Origin of the sequence: Winogradskyella echinorum (assembly GCF_014297365.1) — a bacterium.
In the GTDB taxonomy this organism is placed as follows: Bacteria; Bacteroidota; Bacteroidia; order Flavobacteriales; family Flavobacteriaceae; genus Winogradskyella; species Winogradskyella echinorum.
On sequence record NZ_JACOQD010000001.1, the window covers coordinates 582,004 to 601,628 of the forward strand.

Sequence of the window (19,625 nt, forward strand, 5' to 3'; positions counted from 1 at the left end):
AATGGATAAAGTCAAAATTTTTGCGCCAGCAACGGTAGCTAATGTATCTTGTGGATATGACGCTATGGGATTTGCACTACAAGGATTGGGTGATGAAATGTTTTTTTCAAAAACCAATTCTAAAACGGTTACAATTTCAAAAATTGAAGGTGCTAAATTACCTTTTGAAGCAAACAAAAATGTAGCAGGAGTTGTAGCTCTAAATATGTTAAAAGACAGTGATGCTGATTTTGGCGTAGATATACAGATTTTTAAAAATTTTAAACCTGGAAGTGGCTTAGGTAGTAGTGCTGCTAGTGCTGCTGGAACTGCCTTTGCAGTAAATCAGTTGCTAAATAATAAATATTCTAACTTAGAACTTACAAAATTTGCTATGCAAGGTGAAGTTACAGCATGTGGTTCTGCAATTGCAGACAATGTTGCGGCAGCCATATATGGAGGTTTCATTTTAGTTAGAAATTATGATCCTTTGGATATTATACAGATTCCATCACCTTCTGAATTAACAGCAACTATAATTCATCCACAAATTGAAATTAAGACAGAAGATGCTCGTAAGGTTATAAAGTCAGAAATCCCTATTAAAACAGCAATTGCGCAATGGGCAAATGTTGGTGGCTTAATAAGTGGATTACACACAAATGACTTTGATTTAATTAGCAGATCTCTAGTAGATCATGTAGCCGAACCTCAAAGAAAACATTTAATTCCTCATTTTGATACTATTAAAAATGCAGCTCTAAAAAGTGGCGCATTGGGTGCAAGCATTTCGGGTTCTGGACCGTCAATTTTTGCATTAAGCAAGAGTACAGAAATTGCAAATAACGTAGCGGAAGCTATGGACATGGTGTATAAAAATTCGGGAATTGATTACAATATCTATGTGTCTAAAATTAGTAAACTAGGCACTAAAATTATATAAATAAGAACATTGAAATATTTTAGTTTAAATCATAAAGCACAAGACGTTTCTTTTAAAGAGGCTGTAGTTAGAGGGTTAGCACCAGATAAAGGGCTTTATTTTCCAAAGTATATAAAAGCACTGCCAGATTATTTTTTTCAAAATATTGAAACTTTAGATAATGTGTCGATTGCTTATGAAGCCATTAAACAATTTGTAGGTGACGAAATTCCTGAAAGCGATTTAAAAGCTATCTTAAAAGATGTTTTAAGTTTTGACTTTCCTGTTGTTGAAGTCGAAAGTAATATTTCTGCATTAGAACTATACCATGGTCCAACAATGGCCTTTAAAGATGTAGGAGCGCGTTTTATGGCAAGATGTTTAGGCTATTTCAATAAAGATAAAGACAAAAAAGAACAAGTAACGGTTTTAGTAGCAACTTCTGGAGATACTGGAGGTGCTGTAGCTAGCGGATTTTTGGGAGTGGATGGTGTTGATGTTACCATTTTATATCCAAGTGGTAAAGTAAGTGATATTCAAGAAAAGCAATTAACTACATTAGGTCAAAACATTACTGCCTTAGAAGTTGATGGCACCTTTGATGATTGCCAAGCTATGGTAAAGCAAGCGTTTTTAGATAAAGCCTATAATGGTAAGCGCACACTAACCTCTGCAAACTCAATAAATATTGCACGTTGGCTACCACAGATGTTCTATTTCTTTTTTGCTTATAAAGCATTAAAATCTAGCAATAAAAAACTAATATTCTCTGTACCAAGTGGTAATTACGGAAATATTTGTGCTGGTATGATGGCTCAAAAACTTGGGTTACCAATTCATCATTTTATTGCTGGCACTAACGCAAATAATATAGTACCTGTATATCTAAAAACTGGTAATTACAACACAAAACCATCAGTACAGACTATTTCTAACGCTATGGATGTTGGTGCTCCTAGTAATTTTGTTCGTATTGAAGAATTACATAATAATGATTTAGAAGCACTCAGAAGCAACCTTTCTGGATATAGTTACAATGATGCAGAAACAACTGAAGCTATAAACACATTATATAATAACAACAATTATATCGCAGATCCACATGGAGCAATTGGGTATTTAGCTTTAAAACAACATTTGGCTAAAGAAAAAAAATCGCATGGTATATTTTTAGAAACAGCACATCCTATAAAATTTTTAGATGTGATGCCTAAAAATATTGCTATTAAGATTAAAATGCCCTCACAAATAGAAGCCGTATTACACAATAAAAAACATAGCATCAACATCTCTAATTACGAGCAACTAAAAAGTTATTTACTTAATTAAAATTAAATATTATGAGTCTTTCTCAATCAAATATTCCAGAGCAATTTCAAATTAATAAATTAGTTAATCAAGACACATATTTGGTGGATGGTGCATTAATACCATGGAGAGGAGAAACTTCGAATGTGTTTTCTACAATCTCATCTACAGAAGATTACAAACCAACACTTCTTGGTTCGATACCAACTTTAGGAAAAAAAGAAGCATTAATAGCATTAGACTCAGCGGTATCAGCCTATAACAAAGGTCAAGGTTTATGGCCAACGATGAAAGTGGTAGACAGGATTGCTTGCATGGAAAAGTTTGTTGAACAAATGAAAACAAAGCGTGCCGAAGTTGTTAAATTATTAATGTGGGAAATTGGTAAAAATTTACCAGATTCAGAAAAAGAATTCGATAGAACTGTTGAGTATATCTATGATACCATTGAAGATTACAAACAAATGGATCGAGATAGTGCAAAATTTGAAAAAAATTCAGGTGTTAATGCACATATTAGAAGAGGACCATTAGGTGTTGTATTATGCTTAGGACCTTATAATTATCCTCTAAATGAAACTTTCGCGTTATTAATTCCAGCTTTAATTATGGGAAATACCGCCATATTTAAACCTGCAAAACATGGTGTGTTATTAATTTCGCCATTATTAGAAGCATTTAGAGATAGCTTTCCAAAAGGTGTTGTAAATATTATTTATGGTCGTGGCAGAACAGTTGCGGCACCAATTATGCAATCTGGTAAAGTAGATGTTTTAGCTTTAATCGGAAATAGTAAATCAGCTAATGCTTTACAAAATCAACATCCAAAAAGTAACAGATTACGTTTAGTTTTAGGACTAGAAGCAAAAAATCCTGCCATTGTACTGCCAGATGCAGATTTAGATCTTGCAATAGATGAATGTATTGCAGGTACTACGTCCTTTAATGGACAACGCTGCACAGCTCTAAAAGTTTTATATGTTCATGAAGCTATTGTAGAAGAATTCAATAAACGTTTTTCTGCTAAGGTAGATACACTCAAATTTGGAAACCCCTGGGAAGATGGAGCAAAATTAACACCATTACCAGAGCCAGATAAACCAGCTTATATTCAAGACTTAATAGACGATGCTACTGAAAAAGGTGCAAAAGTGATTAATGCTAAAGGCGGAGAAACAACGGATAATTATATTTTTCCAGCGGTTTTATATCCTGTTACAAAAGACATGCGCGTGTTTCAAGAAGAACAATTTGGACCTGTAATTCCTGTGGTTCCATTTAGCGATATTGAAGAACCTTTAGATGATATGGCAGAATCTAATTACGGGCAACAAGTGAGTTTGTTTGGGAAAGATACAAAAACGCTCGCACCACTAATTGATACGTTAGTGAATTTAGTATGTCGTGTTAATTTAAATAGCTCATGTCAACGTGGACCAGATGTATATCCATTTACAGGTCGTAAAGATTCAGCTGTAGCAACATTAAGTGTACATGATGCTTTACGCTCATTTTCAATAAGAACATTTGTAGCCTCAAAAGACAATGATTACAACAATGCTATCCTTAAGGATTTACTAAATTCTAGAGCTTCTAATTTTGTAAGCACAGACTATATTCTTTAAGATAGAGGTATCAAATCCTTTATAAATGAAATATTTACAGTTTTTATTTATAAGAATTATGAAATTCGTAAATCTTTTAAAAAATAATGACTATTTGAGTTTGAATAAAATAATAATTCTAAATTTGTACTTATGTTAAGTCAAAGAAATAAAATAGAAAGACCCACACGTTTGTTATCACGCAGGCGACGTCGCTAATGGAACCGCTTTAAACCATTTAGTTAATCTTTTATTTTATTTACATTGAACAATTCAAATAACATATTTTCCACTTTAGATTTAGTACTACCCGTTTCAACAAGAAACACATTACGCTGTGTACGCAATCGTCGCCCGTAAGGGTACATTATTATTTAAGGAACTTTGGTGTGTCCGGTTCTACTTTCAAAAACAAAATCACATTTTTTAATTTAAAAACTCAGTTACAATGAAAATTGTTATTGCTGATAAATCACATAGTCATTACGCAGAAACTATTTGCGAAACCATTGCCGAAGCTGCAAAAGTAAGAGGTACTGGCATTGCTAAACGTCAACCAGAATATATCATTACCAAAATGGAAAATGGTAATGCTGTCATCGCTTTAGAAGGTGATAAATTTGCTGGCTTCTGCTACATTGAAGCTTGGAGTCATGGTAAGTTTGTTGCTAACTCAGGTTTAATTGTACATCCAGACTTTAGAAATCAAGGACTAGCTAAGAAAATTAAAAAAGTGGTCTTTGAACATTCAAGAACAAAATTTCCAGATGCTAAAGTCTTTAGTATTACCACAGGATTAGCTGTTATGAAAATGAATAGCGAACTCGGTTATAAACCCGTTACATTTTCAGAATTAACAGACGACCAATCTTTTTGGAAGGGTTGTCAAACATGCAAAAATTTTGACGTTTTAACGAGAACTGAGCAAAAAATGTGCTTATGTACTGGTATGTTATACGATCCTACGAAGATTGAAACTTCAAAACCACACGAACACAAATATGATAAAAAGACATGGACAAGATTGAAAAATTTGAAGCAATCTATGTTTCTTAAAAGAGATAAAAAAGATGAGTAAGAAATTAGTTATAGCATATAGCGGTGGTTTAGACACATCCTATTGCGCAGTAAGTTTGAGTAAAGCAGGATATGATGTTCATGCAGTTAGTGTGAATACAGGTGGTTTTTCTGATGAAGAAATAAAAACCATTGAAGAAAACGCATATAAAATGGGAGTGTCTACCTACAAAAATATTGATGCTATCGCATCGTATTACAAAAAGGTAATTAAGTATTTAATTTTCGGAAATGTGCTTAAAAACAACACCTATCCTCTATCTGTAAGTGCTGAAAGAATTATTCAAGCCATCGAGATTATTGAATACGCAAAAAGTATTGATGCCGAATTTATTGCACACGGAAGTACTGGAGCTGGAAACGATCAAGTGCGTTTTGATATGATTTTTCAAACCTTAGCACCAAACATTAAGATTATAACACCAATTAGAGATGGAAGTCTAAGCAGACAAGAAGAAATTGATTACCTCAAAGAAAACGGAATTGATATGTCTTGGGAAAAAGCCAAGTATTCTGTTAATAAAGGACTTTGGGGAACTAGTGTTGGTGGTTCTGAAACCTTAACCTCTAATAAGCCTTTGCCAGAATCTGCATTTCCTTCGCAATTAAAACATAGCGAACCTGAAAAAGTAGTGCTTACCTTTTCTAAAGGTGAATTAGTAGCATTAAATGGTGTGAAAAACAATCCTGAAGTAAATATTGAAGTGCTAAACACACTCGCTTCAGCTTATGCAATCGGAAGAGATATTCATGTTGGTGATACTATCGTTGGTATAAAAGGTAGAGTTGGTTTTGAAGCTGCAGCAGCTTTAATTATCATCAAAGCACACCATTTATTAGAGAAACATACGTTAACCAAATGGCAACTACAGCACAAAGATTATTTATCTAGCTTTTACGGTATGCATTTACATGAAGGTCAGTATTTAGATCCTGTTATGCGAGATATGGAAGCCTTTTTACAAAGTAGCCAAAGTAAAGTTTCTGGTGATGTATTTGTAACCTTGAAACCCTATCATTTCGATTTAGATGGTATTTCTTCTAAACACGATTTAATGAGTGCAAAATTCGGTAGCTATGGTGAAGAAAATAAAGGTTGGACAGCAGACGAAGCTAAAGGATTCATTAAAATAGTTGGGAACCAGAATAAAATTTATCAGCAGGTAAATAACTAAGAATGGCCTTGCAGGTTTTTAAAACCTAGCAGGTCTCAAAATTCATTACTATGAAAAAATTAGAAATAGGAATCATTGGAGGAGCAGGATACACGGCTGGAGAATTAATTAGATTATTACTCAGCCATCCCAAAACCAACCTCAATTTTGTATTCAGTACATCTAATGCAGATAACAAAATATATAAAGTACATCAAGATTTAATTGGCTCTACTGAATTAGAATTTACTAGTAAAATTAATCCAGATGTGGATGTATTATTTCTGTGTTTAGGTCATGGAAATTCAACTGCTTTTTTAGAAAAAAATACATTTTCAGACCACACTAAAATCATTGATTTAAGTAACGATTTTAGATTAGTTGCTAATAAGAATTTTGAAGGAAAAGAATTCGTTTATGGTTTAACAGAACTCAATAAAGATGCCATTAAAAAAGCTAAGTATATTGCAAATCCTGGTTGTTTTGCTACAGCAATACAACTTGCTTTACTACCATTAGCAAATGCTGGAGTCTTACAAAACGATGTTCATATTAATGCTGTTACTGGTGCAACAGGAGCTGGCACTTCATTATCTGCAACAACACACTTTACATGGAGAGATAATAATTTTTCGCATTACAAAGCTTTTACACATCAGCATTTGGGAGAAATTTATCAGACGGTAAACCAATTGCAATTAAATTTTAAGTCTGATATCAACTTTATGCCAAATCGTGGAAATTTTTCAAGAGGGATTTTCGCAACACTTTACACCAAATACAAAGGCTCACTTGAAGACGCAAAAACATTATATAATGAGTTTTACAAAGATGCTGCCTTCACTGTTGTTTCAGATGAAGACATTCATTTAAAACAAGCTGTAAATACTAATAAATGTATCCTTCATTTACACAAACACGAAGGGAAATTATTAGTTACCAGTGTCATCGATAATTTATTAAAAGGTGCATCAGGCCAAGCAATTCATAATATGAATTTAATGTTTGGATTTGAAGAAACGGAAGGTTTACAATTAAAGGCGAATTATTTTTAATAAACGTGATGACCTTGCAGGTTTTAAAAACCTAGCAGGTCTAAAACAAAAAATAGATTCCTGCCAGAGTCCATCTTGAGTGAAGACGAAAGGCAGGAATGACAATAAAGAACAATATGAAAATAGCAATTATAGGAACAGGAAACTTAGGAAAGTCCATCGCAAAAGGACTCATCACTAACAACGCTATAACCACACTTTACTTAACCAAACGGAACTTGAACGATATTCAAGATTTGGAAGGCTATAAAAATGTGCATTTAACAACAGATAATGCTGAAGCAGTTAAAAATTCTGACATTATAATCTTTGCTATTCAGCCAAGGCATTTTGAGAAAATTTTAAATGACATAAAGCCATTACTAACAGAAAATCATGTACTAATTAGTACAATAACTGGCTTTTTAATTCCTAAAATTGAGAAAATCGTTGGGTCTAATCAATTTATCATTAGAGCAATGCCTAACACAGCAATCGCAGTTGGTAAATCTATGACATGTATGTGTAGTAATACAAAAGGTGAAAAACGCATTAAAATTGCTGAAGCCATTTTCAATAGATTAGGACATACGTTGGCGATACCAGAATCACAAATGCAAGCTGCTACTGTAGTATGCGCAAGTGGTATTGCCTTTTGGATGCGATTAATCAGAGCGACAACACAGGCTGCAATTCAGTTAGGTTTTGATGCTAAGGAAGCTCAAGAATTAGCGATGTACACTAGTGAAGGAGCTGCTAGTCTATTAATTACAAATGGTAATCATCCTGAGGAAGAAATTGATAGAGTAACTACACCAAAAGGTTGTACAATTCAAGGATTAAACGAAATGGAACACAAAGGATTGAGCTCGTCATTAATCCAAGGTATGGTCGCTTCGTTTAATAAAATCAATAACATTAAAGAAGAGCAAATATGAGTTTATTTAATGTTTACCCACTTTTCGATATTACACCAGTAAGTGCCAAAGACATCTACGTTTACGATAATAAAGATGTGGAATATTTAGATTTATATGGTGGACACGCAGTCATTTCTATAGGACATTCGCATCCAAAATATGTTTCTGCAATTTCTAATCAGGTTAGTAAACTAGGATTTTATAGTAATGCCATTCAAAATCCGATGCAAGTCGAATTGGCTGATAAACTTGAAGCTTTATCTGGCTGTAAAGACTACCAATTATTTTTATGTAATTCTGGTGCAGAAGCTAACGAGAATGCTTTAAAATTAGCGTCATTCCACAATGGCAAAAAGAAAGTTTTAGCCTTTAAAAATTCGTTTCATGGTAGAACATCTGCAGCAGTTGCAGCAACCGACAATCCGAAGATTGTGGCACCAATAAACGCACAACAACTGGTTGATTTTGTAGAATTAGGAGATTTAGATGCCGTTGAAAACATTTTAAAACAGAATGAAACTTGTGCTGTAATTGTAGAATTTATTCAAGGAGTTGGAGGTTTAGACCAAAGTACAACGGAATTCTATCAAGGACTAGATAAGCTCTGTAAACAATACAATACCGACTTAATTGCGGACGAAGTGCAATCGGGTTTTGGTAGAACTGGTGACTTTTTTGCTTTCCAAAAGCATAATATTACTCCAGATATTATCTCAATTGCCAAAGGCATGGGAAATGGCTTTCCCGTTGGTGGTATTTTAATTCACCCATCCATTAAAGCGTCATTTGGGTTATTAGGGACCACTTTTGGCGGCAATCATTTGGCTTGTGCTGCAACGCTCTCAGTTTTAGAAGTTCTAGAGGAAGAAAAACTCATGGAAAATGCGAAACGTATTTCGGATTATTTTCAAGAAAAAGCGAAGCCATTACCAAAACTAAAGTCGATTAAAGGAAGAGGATTAATGCTTGGTTTAGAGTTCGATTTTCCCATTGCAGAACTTCGTAAAAAACTGATTTTTGACCATCATATATTTACTGGAAGTGCTAAAAATCCTAATCTAATTAGAATACTTCCGCCATTAACCATTCAGAAGAAACATATTGATGTGTTTTTTGAAGCTTTAGAAAAAGAACTTGTTTAGAATGAAAAATTACACCAAAATAAAAGACATTTCTAACCTTTCTGAAACTATTAAGGATGCCATTTTATTAAAAATGAATCCTTTTGAATTTCAAGATTTAGGAAAGCATAAAACCTTAGTGATGCTCTTTTTTAATTCGAGTTTAAGAACCCGATTAAGCACCGAAAAAGCAGCAAAAAACTTAGGTATGGAGGTCATGATTTTAAACGTCAATGACGCCTGGAATTTAGAGTTTGGAGATGGCACCATAATGAATATGGACAAATCTGAACACATTAAAGAAGCGGCACAAGTGATTTCACAATATGCAGATGTTATTGCTGTGAGAGCCTTTCCTACGTTACAAGACAAAGCGAAGGACGAATCGGAATATGTGCTAAATAGCTTTCAAAAATATGCCACAGTTCCTGTAATAAATATGGAGAGTGCCACAGCACATCCTTTGCAAGCGTTGGCAGATGCTATTACTATTACTGAGCTCACTGAAAAAGTGAAACCAAAAGTGGTCCTATCTTGGGCACCACACCCAAAAGCATTGCCTCAAGCGGTTGCAAATTCGTTTGTAGAAATGATGCAAAGAATGGAAGTAGATTTCACCATCACACATCCTGAAGGTTACGAATTAAATGAAGCAATTACTAAAGACACACCAATAAATTACAACCAAGAAGAAGCCTTAAAAGATGCTGATTTTGTGTATGTAAAAAACTGGAGCAGTTATAAGGATTATGGGAAAGTACTCAATCAAGATGAAAATTGGATGATGACAAAAGCTAAGTTAGGCAAGGCAAAATTTATGCATTGTTTACCTGTAAGACGAAACGTTGTAGTTGAAGATGCTGTCTTGGATAGCGAACAATCCGTAGTCATTCAACAAGCGAATAATAGAACATATGCTGCGCTAGTAGTATTGAAGCAGATTTTAGAAAAATTATAAGACCTCGTAGGTTTTTAAAACCTTGCAGGTCTTAAACTATAAAATTCCCTTCCCTTTGGGAAGGTTAGGATGGGATGAAAACAATAAAAGTCATAAAAATAGGTGGAAACATCATCGATAATGAAGAAGCATTGGCTACATTCATAAAAGATTTTGCAACCATTTCTGGTCCTAAAATTTTGGTGCATGGAGGTGGAAAATTGGCAACAAAATTGGCCGAACGAATGGACGTTCCTGTGCAAATGAACGAAGGCAGACGTATTACTGATGCAGACACTTTAGACATAATAACTATGGTTTATGCTGGTAAAATCAATAAAAACATTGTAGCACAATTACAAGCCAATAATTGTAATGCTATTGGTTTTTCTGGTGCAGACGGAAATACTATTGTTTCAGAAAAACGACCTATAAAAACCATCGATTACGGTTTTGTTGGCGATGTAAAAAAAGTAAATACAAATGCTTTAGAAGTATTATTAAATAATAACATCACACCTGTTTTTTGTGCAATTACACATGATGAAAACGGACAATTATTAAACACGAATGCAGATACAATTGCTTCAGAATTAGCTATTGGTCTGTCTTCAATTTTCAACACAGAATTGTATTATTGTTTCGAGAAAAATGGTGTACTTGAAGATGTTGAAAATGAGGTTTCAGTGATAGAAAACATCAACACAGAAAGTTACAAAGCATTAAAACAAAACAATATCATATTCGAAGGCATGCTACCTAAGTTAGATAATTGCTTTCATGCTATAAATCAAAATGTTCAAAAAGTTTGTATCGGAAAATCAGACATGCTTTTCAATACAACAAACAAACACACAACCATAACACAATGATTCAAAAACTAACCCAAGAGGCTATTGCTTTGTTAAAGCAATTGATAGAAACGCAGTCTTTTTCATCGGAGGAAGACAACACCGCTTTGCTCATTGAAAATTGGTTTACAACTCACAATGTGCCTTTTAAAAGGAACAATCACAACATTTGGGCTACCAACAAATATTTTGACGACAGCAAACCAACCTTATTATTAAACTCACATCACGATACTGTAAAACCGAATAACGGCTACACAAAAGACCCTTTTAAGGCCATTGTAGAAGACGGCAAATTATATGGTTTAGGTAGTAATGATGCAGGTGGATGCTTAGTCTCTTTAATTGCAACGTTCACCTATTTTTACGACAAAAAAGACCTCAACTATAATTTAATCATTGTGGCATCTGCGGAAGAAGAAAGCAGTGGGCCAAACGGACTGAATAGTATGTTAAGGATCATTCCTAAAGTGGATGTTGCTATTGTTGGTGAACCAACCTTGATGAATTTGGCAATTGCAGAAAAAGGCTTGGTAGTTTTTGATGCTAAAGTAAAAGGAACAGCCAGCCATGCTGCTCATCCTAATAATGACAATTCAATTTACAATACTATTGATGTTTTAAAATGGTTTAAGGATTATAAGTTCGAGAGAAAATCACCAGTTTTAGGAGATGTAAAAATGACTGTTACACAAATCAATGCAGGTAAACAACACAATGCTGTGCCTGCTGAAGTGGATTTAGTGATTGATGTACGTGTGAATGATAAATATTCTAACAAAGAAATTGCTGATATTTTGACAAAGAAATCACCTTGTACAAGTATTACACCAAGAAGTTTGCGATTAAATTCGTCTTCAATTCCAATTAATCACGATTTAGTAAAAGCAGGCATTGAATTAGGACGAGAAACTTACGGTTCGCCTACGCTTTCTGATCAATCTGTTTTAACTTGTCCATCATTAAAATTAGGACCAGGAGATAGCACACGTTCGCACACAGCAGATGAGTTTATTTATTTAGCTGAGATTGAGGAAGGCGTTGATTTGTATATTAAGTTGTTGGAAAAGGTATTATAAATTGCTGTCATTCCTGCGAAGGCAGGAATCCACACACAAACTGAAATTTAAAAATAGATTCCTGCCTTCGCAGGAATGACAAAAACGAATAAAAGATGAAACTTTGGGACAAAGGCTATTCAATAGATAAAAAAATAGAATTATTTACCGTTGGTAACGACCGTGAAATCGATATGCATATTGCAAAATACGATGTGCAAGCCTCTTTAGCGCATGCCATTATGTTAGAATGTATCGGAATTATAACTTCTGATGAATTAGAGCAATTAAAATCAGGTTTAAAGGTTTTAGCAGACTCTATTGAAGAAGGCACTTTTACTATTGAAGAGTCGTTTGAAGATGTACATTCTAAAATTGAACATGAGCTCACAAAAACTTTAGGCGAAGTCGGGAAGAAAATCCACACTGCACGTTCTAGAAACGACCAAGTTTTAGTAGCGCTACAACTTTACTATAAAGAAAACTTACAAATCATAAATGACAAAACGAAGACGTTTTTCGATACACTTTTAGGCCTTGCTGAAACGTATAAAACGAAACTTTTACCGGGTTACACACATTTACAAGTTGCGATGCCATCCTCTTTTGGATTATGGTTTTCTGCCTATGCGGAATTATTAATTGATGATGTTTATGTTTTAAATGCCGTTTCAAAAATTACAGACCAAAATGTTTTAGGTTCTGCTGCAGGTTATGGCAGTTCATTTCCTATTGATAGAAATATTACTACTAAAGAACTAGGTTTTTCTACACTAAAATACAATGTGGTTGCGGCACAATTGAGCCGAGGAAAAAGCGAGCGTGCTATTGCTAGTGCCTTAGGTGGACTATGCAATACTATGGCTCGTTTTGCTATGGATATTTGCTTGTATATGAGTCAGAATTTTGGGTTTATTACGTTTCCAGATGAGTTAACTACAGGAAGCAGTATTATGCCACACAAAAAGAATCCTGATGTGTTTGAATTAATTCGAGGCAAGTGTAATAAAATTCAGGCTTTACATTCTGAAATGCTACTCATCACCAACAATTTACCAAGTGGTTACCATAGAGATTTTCAATTGTTGAAAGAAAACATCATCAATGCGTTTGAAGATGTAAAAGATATTTTAGACATCTTTACGTATTCCATTCAGCAAATCATAGTAAAGGATATTGACCTCAACGATGAAAAATATCAATACTTATTTACAGTAGATAGCATCAATAATTTAGTGGTTGAAGGTATGAGTTTTAGAGAAGCTTATCAAAAAATTGGAAGCCAAGTACAAGCTGGAACATATCAACCCGATTTAGGAAAAGAACATTCACATATTGGAAGTATTCATAATTTGTGTTTGGATGATATTCGAAAGAAGTTTCCAAATTAAAAAGAAAAAAAGCATCTAAAAATAGATGCTTTTTATAATTAAATATGAATGTGTTTTTAAATTCCGACTAAATCGCCTTCCTCATTCTTGGTAGCCAAATCTGATTTTCCCATTAAGTAAATATCAACTTGTCTTGCTGCTTCTCTTCCCTCTGAGATTGCCCAAACGATTAAAGATTGTCCTCTTCGCATATCTCCTGCTGTAAAAATATTTGGAATATTAGTTTGGTACTTACCGTAAGCTGCTTTGTAGTTAGAACGTACATCTCTGTCTAAACCTAGTTTATCGGCTAGCGTACTTTCTGGACCAGTAAAACCAAGAGCCAGTAATGCCAAATCGCATTTCCAAGTTTTCTCCGTACCTGCGATTTCAATTAACTTAGGACGTTCTCCTGGCACCATTTCCCATTCTACATTCACCGTTTTTAAGGCTGTTAATTTTCCTTTAGCATTAGTTACAAACTCTTTTGTATTTATCAACCAGTTACGCTCTACACCCTCTTTATGAGATGTAGATGTTTTTAACTGCAAAGGCCAATAAGGCCAAGGTGTTGTAGGAGAACGATGTCCTGGCGGCTTTGGCATAATTTCAAAATTCACTACTGATTTTGCACCTTGACGATTAGATGTTCCAATACAATCACTTCCTGTATCTCCACCTCCAATAACAATCACGTTTTTACCAGTTGCTAATACTTGATCTTTTATTTTTTGTCCGAAAACAACCTTAGTTTGTTGTGTTAAAAAGTCCATAGCTTGCACTACTCCATCTGCATCAATACCAGGTGTTGGCAAACTTCTTCGTTCAGTTGCTCCACCGCAAAGCACAACAGCATCAAACTGTTTCAGTTCCTCAACATCATAATTCACACCAACATTTACATTGGTTTTAAACGTAATTCCTTCAGCTTCTAGAATTGCTAAACGACGATCTATGATGCCTTTTTCCATTTTAAAATTTGGAATACCATAACGCAATAGACCTCCAATAGCATCGTCACGTTCAAAAACAGTAACTGTATGACCAGCTCTATTTAATTGTTGTGCAGCTGCCAATCCAGCAGGACCAGAACCAACGATAGCAATAGTTTTTCCTGTTCTTACTTTTGGTGGTTGTGGTTTTATCCATCCTTCTTTAAATGCTCGTTCAACAATATTTTTTTCAATATTTTCTATAGAAACTGGATCTTCAATAATACCTAATACACATGCTTGTTCACATGGAGCAGGACACAAACGTCCTGTAAACTCCGGAAAATTGTTTGTAGAGTGTAAAATCCAAGACGCCTTTTGCCATTCGCCTTGGTGCACCATATGGTTAAAATCTGGAATTAGATTTCCAAGCGGACAACCACTATGACAAAACGGAATTCCACAATCCATACAACGCGACCCTTGTTCGGTTAAATCTTTTTCCTTTAAAGGCACTGTAAATTCATTATAATGTTTTACACGTTCCTTTACTGGCTTATATGATTCATCTTTTCTTTCGAATTCTTTAAAACCTGTTACTTTTCCCATTGTCCTATACTGTTTCTAATTCTTCAACCATTTGTTCTTCTGTCTCTAAACGCTTTAATGCGCGTTTGTATTCTGTAGGCATAACGCGTACAAAATGCTTTAAGCTTGTTTCCCAATCTGCTAATAAAGACTTCCCTAAATCACTGTTAGTGTATTTTACATGCTTCTCTATTATAGATTTTAAATCGTTTGCATCTTTCTTAATAATTTTTTCAAATTCTATAGTTTCAGTATTACACAAACCATTTTTAAATTTGTTTTCTGGATCATACACATAAGCGATTCCTCCACTCATACCAGCAGCAAAATTTCGTCCTGTTTTACCAAGAACTACTACTTTTCCACCAGTCATATACTCACAACAGTGATCTCCTACTCCTTCTACAACTGCAGTGGCACCAGAATTTCTTACAGCAAAACGCTCTCCTGCAATTCCGTTTATATAAGCTTGTCCTTCAACTGCACCAAATAAACACACATTACCAATGATGATATTATCTTCTGCTTTAAAATCTGCTTTTTCAGGTTTCTTAACAATTAGCTTAGCTCCAGATAACCCTTTACCTAAATAATCATTGGTATTTCCTTGAAGATTAAACGTTAATCCGTGTGCTCCAAATGCTCCAAAACTTTGTCCGGCAGAACCTTCAAAATTGATATTTAGGGTATCTTCAGGTAACCCTAAATGACCATAAATTTTTGAAATCTCATTACTTACAATCGCTCCTACGGTTCTATTGGTATTCTTTATAGGATAAGATAATGTCATTTGTTCCTTTCGATATAAAGCACGATGCGAATCTTTTAGAATTTTGAAATCTAAAACATTATCTAAATTGTGCTCTTGCTTCTCAGTATTTTTAACCGTCATTTGATTATACACTTCTGGCCTGTGTAAAATTGAAGATAAATCTAAACCTTTAGCTTTATAATGACTTATGGCTTTGTTGGCATTAATTTTATGCGTCTGACCAACCATTTCTGCCATAGTTCTAAACCCTAATTCTGCCATAATGCTTCTCAATTCTTCAGCTATATAATAGAAGAAATTAATAACATGTTCTGGTGTGCCTTTAAAGTTTTTACGCAACTCTTTATCTTGTGTTGCGATACCAACAGGACACGTATTTAAGTGACACTTACGCATCATAATACATCCTGAAGCTACCAATGGTGCTGTGGCAAAACCAAATTCCTCAGCTCCTAATAATGCCGCTATAGCAACATCTCTACCTGTTTTTAATTGTCCATCGCACTCAACAACAATTCTACTTCTTAAATTATTAAGTACTAAGGTTTGTTGTGCTTCTGCCAATCCAAGTTCCCAAGGTAAACCAGCATGCTTTAGTGATGTTAAAGGCGATGCTCCTGTTCCACCATCATAACCAGCGATAAGTACTACATCTGCTTTTGCTTTTGCAACACCAGCCGCGATGGTACCAACACCAACTTCTGAAACTAGTTTTACGTTAATTCTTGCATCGCGATTAGCATTTTTTAAATCGTAAATTAATTGTGCTAAATCCTCTATAGAATAAATATCGTGATGTGGTGGCGGCGAAATTAAACCAACAAAAGGGGTTGAATTTCTTGCTGCTGCAATCCAAGGCAATACCTTTTCACCTGGCAATTGACCTCCTTCGCCTGGCTTAGCACCTTGCGCCATTTTTATCTGTATCTCTTTTGCATTGGTTAAATAATGAGAAGTAACACCAAAACGTCCCGAAGCTACTTGTTTTATGGCTGAGTTTCTACTATCGCCATTAATATCTGGCTGAAAACGTCTTCTATCTTCTCCTCCTTCTCCAGAATTAGATTTACCTCCAATTCTATTCATGGCAATGGCTAAATTCTCATGAGCTTCACGAGAAATAGACCCATAAGACATCGCTCCTGTTTTAAAACGTTTCACGATTTCCGTCCAAGGTTCTACTTCCTCAATGGGAATAGGATCTATATTATTAAATTCAAACAAACCACGAATGGTCATTAAATTTTTGGATTGTTCATTTATAGTTCTTGCATAAACATCATAACTTGCTTGATCACTTAAACGAACCGCTTGTTGTAATTTTGCTACTGTAGTTGGATTAAACAAATGCTTTTCTCCATTTCGCCTCCATCTGTAATCTCCACCAATATTTAATCCTAAACGTTTATCTAAAACATTACTTGGATATGCATGTTGGTAGCGTTTGTCTATCTCTTTTTCTATTTCATAAAGCCCAATACCTTCAATTCTTGAGGCTGTATATGGAAAGTATTTCTCAACGAATTGTGAGTTGAAACCAACAATTTCGAAAATTTGAGAACCTCTGTAAGAACGCAAGGTTGAGATTCCTATTTTGTTCATTACTTTAAGAATTCCTTTTCCGATGGCTTTATTAAAATTATCAACCGCTTTTTGCTCATCCATATCTGTAATGAAACCATCTGTCACTTGCATTCTGATAATTTCGTTAACCATATATGGGTTTACAGCAGAAGCGCCATAACCAAATAAAGTTGCAAAATGATGCGGCTCACGAGGTTCTGCAGATTCAATAATAATATCAAAATAAGAACGCTTACGTAAACGGTTCATTTGATGACTCACATAAGAACAAGCTAACAAAGGTGGTATTGGTGCCATTTCCTTACTTACACCTCTATCTGATAAAATAATAATATTCGTTTTTCGTAATAAGGCTTTTTCAATTTGAACAATTATACCATCTAAAGCATCTTCTAAACCATTTAGTCCTCTGTCTTTTTGATATAACATTTCTACGGTTTCGGCTTTAAAACCTTCCACTTGAATGTTTCTGATTTTTGCTAAATCATCATTTGAAATTACCGGATTCTGAATTTTCAATTTTCTACATTGGCGTTCGGTAATACTGAAAATATTTCTATCCTTACCTAAAGACAAACTAATATCGGTAACAATTTCTTCTCTAATTCCATCTAATGGTGGATTAGTTACTTGAGCAAATAATTGTTTAAAGTAGTTAGAAATTAACTGTGGTTTATTTGATAAAACCGCTAAAGGGGTATCGATACCCATTGAACCCAAAGCCTCTTTAGCTTTTTGAGCCATTGGTGTAATTACTTCTTGAATATCTTCGTATGTATAATTAAAGAGACGCTGTCTTGTTTTAATATCCAAAGTTTCAATCGGACAAGTTTCACCAGTATATGGAATATCTTTAAGATGTAATCTTGTTTTGTCTAACCATTCTTGGTAAGGTCTTTCTAGAACAATTTTACTTTTTATTTCTTCGTCATTAATAATACGTCCTTGGTTCATATCTACCAAAAACATTTTACCAGGTTCTAAACGGCCATGGCTTTCTACATCTTCTGGATCGATGTCAACGACTCCAATTTCTGAAGACATTATCAGCTTGCCACTTTTTGTAACCGTATAACGCGACGGTCTTAATCCATTTCTATCTAAAAGTGCACCTATATAATTACCATCCGTAAAAGGTACAGAAGCAGGTCCATCCCAAGGCTCCATAATACAGGCATTATAATCGTAAAAAGCTTTACGTTCAGGTGACATGGTTTTGTGTTTCTCCCAAGCTTCAGGAATCATCATCATCATTACTTCTGGTAAAGATCGTCCTGTATGTGTTAATAATTCTACTACCATATCCATAGATGCAGAATCTGATTTCCCTGGTAATATGATTGGGAATAATTTATCGATTTGCGGACCGAAGACATCACTTTTCATAATTTCTTCTCGCACTCGCATTCTACTTATATTCCCGCGAAGCGTATTAATTTCTCCATTCTGACACATAAATCTAAATGGCTGAGCCAACTCCCAAGTTGGCATTGTATTGGTAGAAAAACGTTGGTGCACTAAAGCCAATCTTGTTACCAAATCGTCCTCCTGTAAATCTTTATAATAGCGACCTATATCTTCTGGCATAATAATACCTTTATATATAAGTGTATTCATTGATAAACTAGACACATAAAAATAAGAGCTTTGAGACATCTTAGATTTCCTAACAGTATGCTCTGTAATCTTACGTGCTGCATAGAGTTTTGCATTAAAATCTTTTTCTGAAACTTCGTTAGATTTACCAACAAAAAGTTGCTCAATATTTGGCTCTGAAGCCAAGGCTATTTCACCGAGTTGTGTAGAGTCTACAGGAACCTCTCTCCAACCAATAATTGTAAGGCCTTGCGCAATAATTTCTTTCTCAAAAGTATCTTTACAAAACTTATATTGGTTTCTGTTTTTTGGCAAGAAAACCATACCCACAGCATACTTCCCTTTAACAGGAACTTTAAAGCCACAAACACGCTTAAAATAATTATGAGGAATATCAATTAATAACCCTGCACCATCACCTGTTTTTCCATCTGCGCTTACACCTCCTCGATGCTCCAATTTTACAAGAATTTCTAGCGCATCATGTATAATTTGATTTGTTTTCTCTCCTTTTAAATTACATATAAATCCTGCACCACAATTTTCGTGTTCAAATTCTGGTGAGTAAAGTCCTTGTTTCTTAAACATAATATCAGAAAAATTTAAAGGTTTTTTACACCTTATTATCACTGAAAGATATGCTGTAATGTTCAATTAAAAAAAAGACGGAATCACTTTTTTCATATCGATAATTAAGAGCATTTTAATTGAAAATATGGCAATAAATTCAGTATATACTACCAATTAATCAATGAGAATTATTCAATAAATATTAGCATTTATTGCGAAAACGATTTCGAAAACAACAACACTTTAAA

At 34.4% G+C, this 19,625-nt stretch carries 14 protein-coding genes; 12 read left to right on the forward strand and 2 right to left on the reverse strand.

The window, feature by feature from the left end:
* Position 1: 1 nt before the first annotated feature.
* The 12 genes from H8K90_RS02550 to argH all read left to right on the forward strand — a co-directional run bounded on the left by H8K90_RS02550 (position 2) and on the right by argH (position 13,356).
* Positions 2-922, forward strand: a complete 921-nt coding sequence (locus tag H8K90_RS02550) for a homoserine kinase (protein ID WP_186844366.1) — start codon at positions 2-4, stop codon at positions 920-922.
* Between the two features lie 9 nt (positions 923-931).
* Positions 932-2,230 carry a threonine synthase gene (gene thrC / locus H8K90_RS02555; RefSeq protein WP_186844367.1) on the forward strand — a complete coding sequence of 433 codons (1,299 nt, stop codon included), beginning with the start codon at positions 932-934 and terminating at the stop codon, positions 2,228-2,230.
* Positions 2,231-2,241: 11 nt separating this feature from the next.
* Positions 2,242-3,834 (forward strand): NADP-dependent glyceraldehyde-3-phosphate dehydrogenase, encoded by a 1,593-nt coding sequence (locus tag H8K90_RS02560; RefSeq protein WP_186844368.1) that lies wholly within the window; start codon positions 2,242-2,244, stop codon positions 3,832-3,834.
* Between the two features lie 427 nt (positions 3,835-4,261).
* Complete coding sequence (locus H8K90_RS02565; protein WP_186844369.1) at positions 4,262-4,891, forward strand: GNAT family N-acetyltransferase; 630 nt, start codon at positions 4,262-4,264, stop codon at positions 4,889-4,891.
* Entirely contained in the window at positions 4,884-6,065 is a 1,182-nt protein-coding gene (locus tag H8K90_RS02570; RefSeq protein WP_186844370.1) for an argininosuccinate synthase, read from the forward strand. Before H8K90_RS02565 ends, H8K90_RS02570 begins: the two co-directional genes overlap by 8 nt.
* A 50-nt stretch (positions 6,066-6,115) precedes the next feature.
* A complete protein-coding gene (argC, locus tag H8K90_RS02575; RefSeq protein WP_186844371.1) occupies positions 6,116-7,099 on the forward strand; it encodes an N-acetyl-gamma-glutamyl-phosphate reductase in 984 nt (327 codons plus the stop codon).
* Positions 7,100-7,215: 116 nt separating this feature from the next.
* Entirely contained in the window at positions 7,216-8,016 is an 801-nt protein-coding gene (gene proC / locus H8K90_RS02580) for a pyrroline-5-carboxylate reductase (RefSeq protein ID WP_186844372.1), read from the forward strand.
* Entirely contained in the window at positions 8,013-9,140 is a 1,128-nt protein-coding gene (locus tag H8K90_RS02585; protein WP_186844373.1) for an aspartate aminotransferase family protein, read from the forward strand. The genes proC and H8K90_RS02585 overlap by 4 nt, the downstream gene beginning before the upstream one ends.
* 1 nt (position 9,141) lies before the next feature.
* Positions 9,142-10,077 (forward strand): N-acetylornithine carbamoyltransferase, encoded by a 936-nt coding sequence (locus H8K90_RS02590; RefSeq protein ID WP_186844374.1) that lies wholly within the window; start codon positions 9,142-9,144, stop codon positions 10,075-10,077.
* 74 nt (positions 10,078-10,151) lie between these two features.
* Complete coding sequence (gene argB / locus H8K90_RS02595) at positions 10,152-10,928, forward strand: acetylglutamate kinase (RefSeq protein WP_186844375.1); 777 nt, start codon at positions 10,152-10,154, stop codon at positions 10,926-10,928.
* Positions 10,925-11,986 (forward strand): M20 family metallo-hydrolase, encoded by a 1,062-nt coding sequence (locus tag H8K90_RS02600; RefSeq protein ID WP_186844376.1) that lies wholly within the window; start codon positions 10,925-10,927, stop codon positions 11,984-11,986. Before argB ends, H8K90_RS02600 begins: the two co-directional genes overlap by 4 nt.
* Before the next feature lie 95 nt (positions 11,987-12,081).
* On the forward strand, positions 12,082-13,356 hold the full coding sequence (gene argH / locus H8K90_RS02605) for an argininosuccinate lyase (protein WP_186844377.1): 1,275 nt from the start codon (positions 12,082-12,084) through the stop codon (positions 13,354-13,356).
* A gap of 56 nt (positions 13,357-13,412) precedes the next feature.
* Here the strand turns inward: argH and H8K90_RS02610 are convergent, their stop codons facing one another.
* Complete coding sequence (locus H8K90_RS02610; protein ID WP_186844378.1) at positions 13,413-14,876, reverse strand: glutamate synthase subunit beta; 1,464 nt, start codon at positions 14,874-14,876, stop codon at positions 13,413-13,415.
* A gap of 4 nt (positions 14,877-14,880) precedes the next feature.
* Positions 14,881-19,395, reverse strand: coding sequence for a glutamate synthase large subunit (gene gltB / locus H8K90_RS02615; protein WP_186844379.1), 4,515 nt, complete (start codon positions 19,393-19,395; stop codon positions 14,881-14,883).
* Positions 19,396-19,625: the final 230 nt, after the last annotated feature.

Coding starts and splice junctions, on each gene's coding strand:
- H8K90_RS02600 (WP_186844376.1), top strand. CDS start 10,925: ATGATTCAAAAACTAACCCAAGAGGCTATTGCTTTGTTAAAGCAATTG.
- argB (WP_186844375.1), top strand. CDS start 10,152: ATGAAAACAATAAAAGTCATAAAAATAGGTGGAAACATCATCGATAAT.
- H8K90_RS02585 (WP_186844373.1), top strand. CDS start 8,013: ATGAGTTTATTTAATGTTTACCCACTTTTCGATATTACACCAGTAAGT.
- H8K90_RS02610 (WP_186844378.1), bottom strand. CDS start 14,876: ATGGGAAAAGTAACAGGTTTTAAAGAATTCGAAAGAAAAGATGAATCA.
- argC (WP_186844371.1), top strand. CDS start 6,116: ATGAAAAAATTAGAAATAGGAATCATTGGAGGAGCAGGATACACGGCT.
- H8K90_RS02550 (WP_186844366.1), top strand. CDS start 2: ATGGATAAAGTCAAAATTTTTGCGCCAGCAACGGTAGCTAATGTATCT.
- H8K90_RS02590 (WP_186844374.1), top strand. CDS start 9,142: ATGAAAAATTACACCAAAATAAAAGACATTTCTAACCTTTCTGAAACT.
- gltB (WP_186844379.1), bottom strand. CDS start 19,395: ATGTTTAAGAAACAAGGACTTTACTCACCAGAATTTGAACACGAAAAT.
- H8K90_RS02560 (WP_186844368.1), top strand. CDS start 2,242: ATGAGTCTTTCTCAATCAAATATTCCAGAGCAATTTCAAATTAATAAA.
- argH (WP_186844377.1), top strand. CDS start 12,082: ATGAAACTTTGGGACAAAGGCTATTCAATAGATAAAAAAATAGAATTA.
- H8K90_RS02570 (WP_186844370.1), top strand. CDS start 4,884: ATGAGTAAGAAATTAGTTATAGCATATAGCGGTGGTTTAGACACATCC.
- proC (WP_186844372.1), top strand. CDS start 7,216: ATGAAAATAGCAATTATAGGAACAGGAAACTTAGGAAAGTCCATCGCA.
- H8K90_RS02565 (WP_186844369.1), top strand. CDS start 4,262: ATGAAAATTGTTATTGCTGATAAATCACATAGTCATTACGCAGAAACT.